Source organism: Pseudoalteromonas sp. J010, assembly GCF_003934235.1.
GTDB classification, from domain to species: Bacteria; Pseudomonadota; Gammaproteobacteria; order Enterobacterales; family Alteromonadaceae; genus Pseudoalteromonas; species Pseudoalteromonas peptidolytica.
This window is the reverse complement of record NZ_RDBW01000069.1, coordinates 1-1,720: the sequence shown is the minus strand read 5'-3', so window position 1 is coordinate 1,720 and position 1,720 is coordinate 1. Positions and strand designations below refer to the sequence as shown.

General features: G+C 44.3%; 1 protein-coding gene. It reads right to left on the bottom strand.

Annotated elements, in window-relative coordinates; translation table 11 throughout:
* Positions 1–62: 62 nt before the first annotated feature.
* The gene (locus EAG18_RS21945) at positions 63–1,583 is read right to left on the bottom strand and encodes an ISNCY family transposase (protein WP_125254466.1); all 1,521 of its coding nucleotides are present in this window, start codon (positions 1,581–1,583) and stop codon (positions 63–65) included.
* Positions 1,584–1,720 lie beyond the last annotated feature (137 nt).

Genomic DNA, 1,720 nt, shown 5'->3' with positions numbered 1-1,720 from the left:
AGTGTGATTACCAAGGGATACTGACGGTATAAGTACCAAGCGATTTTGACGTAATCACACTATCAATGTTGCCGAGTTTCGGCAAGTTTTGCTAACCGTAACGCAGTAGTATTCATATTTTCTCTTAGCCAGATATTGCGAACGCCGCTGGCATGTATGTCGACGTTTTTTTCAGACTTGAGCAGTCGTGACACTTTGGATTGTCCCATGTGTGGGTTAGCCAGTGAGAATTCTATGACGACTTCCTCAATAGCTCTATCAGTACGATTTTTGTGGTGAAGATTTGGCGTTTCCTGACGTTTTAACGATTCGATCCCACCTTGTTTTATCAGCTTACGATGGCGGTAAATAGTATCGCGGGAGACACCACTTAGGCGTGAAGCTTCTGCCACATTTCCTAGCTTGTCAGCCAGTGCCAATACATCAAGTTTCTTCTGGATTTCATAGTCTTCAGAGGATAGCTTATCAGGCTCCTTGACTTCGGTTACCTGTAGTTTTCGCCCAGCGAAGTACGCATCGAACTGCTGATTTTTACCCGTACGAATTTCAATTTTCTGGTTAGCGATTGAGTGCTTAAGCGGTGAGTCGATGAAGTAGAACTTTCCCCTGAAGCTAAACGTATGGTCGTTGCGGATCTTCCGGTAGACCTTGGTGATGCAGATATCATCTAGATTGATGTAGCGTGATACAGGCGTATATTCGGTGTTTGATATTTTAGATTTTACCATCAGGTTTTTACGCCAAAACTGCGGGATGAAGACGTGTTGGAGGTAGCTATTAGCGCCCGTCATGTCAGTAATATTGTTGAGCCGTAACTCTGGTATCAACCTGTCTTGCAGAGTATCGAAGGCACGTTCAATACGACCTTTTCCTTGAGGAGAACTGGCAAAGATGATTTCAATTCCTAACTCCTCACAGGCCCGTTGCATCTGAGAGAAATTACAACGCTTAGGTCCACCGAAGATGCCTGCTCTATCCACATACAGCGTTTTAAACATGCCGTACTTCTCAACAACTGAGCGCATAACTTTCATACACCCTTCGGTCGTTTCTGACGGAAAAAACTCTGCATGGATATCGCTGTTAGCATCATCAATCATAGCGATTAAGCACGACTTTTTATCACCGAACCAACGATGTGTACTGCCGTCCATTTGCAGCATTAGTCCTGGTKCTTCCATCCGCTCTCTGCGTTTGTGAACACGGCTACGCCTACGCTTGGCTCGTTTTACATGGTGGATATCATGTGCCCACTTACGTAGTGTCTCGCGCTTAACAACAATGTGTTCGTGAGCCTCTAGCATCTCGGCGAGGTGCAACAGGTTCAGGTCATAGTATTTCTCGCGGATCAGCGACTGAACTTGCTGCTTAAGCCTATCTGGAGTTTTATTAATTGGCTCGCTGCCTGTATTCCCGTGAACAACGAATTGTAGACCTTGGCTTCGGTAACGCTGCAAATAACGTTCAATAGTACGCCTGGATTTATTGAGGAGCTTAGCGGCATTAGCTATCGTAATTTTACGCTCTGCCACTTTAGCAATGATATCAACTGTTAATTGAGCTTTAGAATTCAAAACAATCACCCTTAGCGCTCCTCAAATGCTTATACAAAACATTCAAAGAACACGGTTAAAGATAACCGTCAATTTCCCTTGGTAATTAGCGACTACGACAAAGTCGCGTGGTAATTAAAGTACGACAAAATCGCTTGGTGTTAACA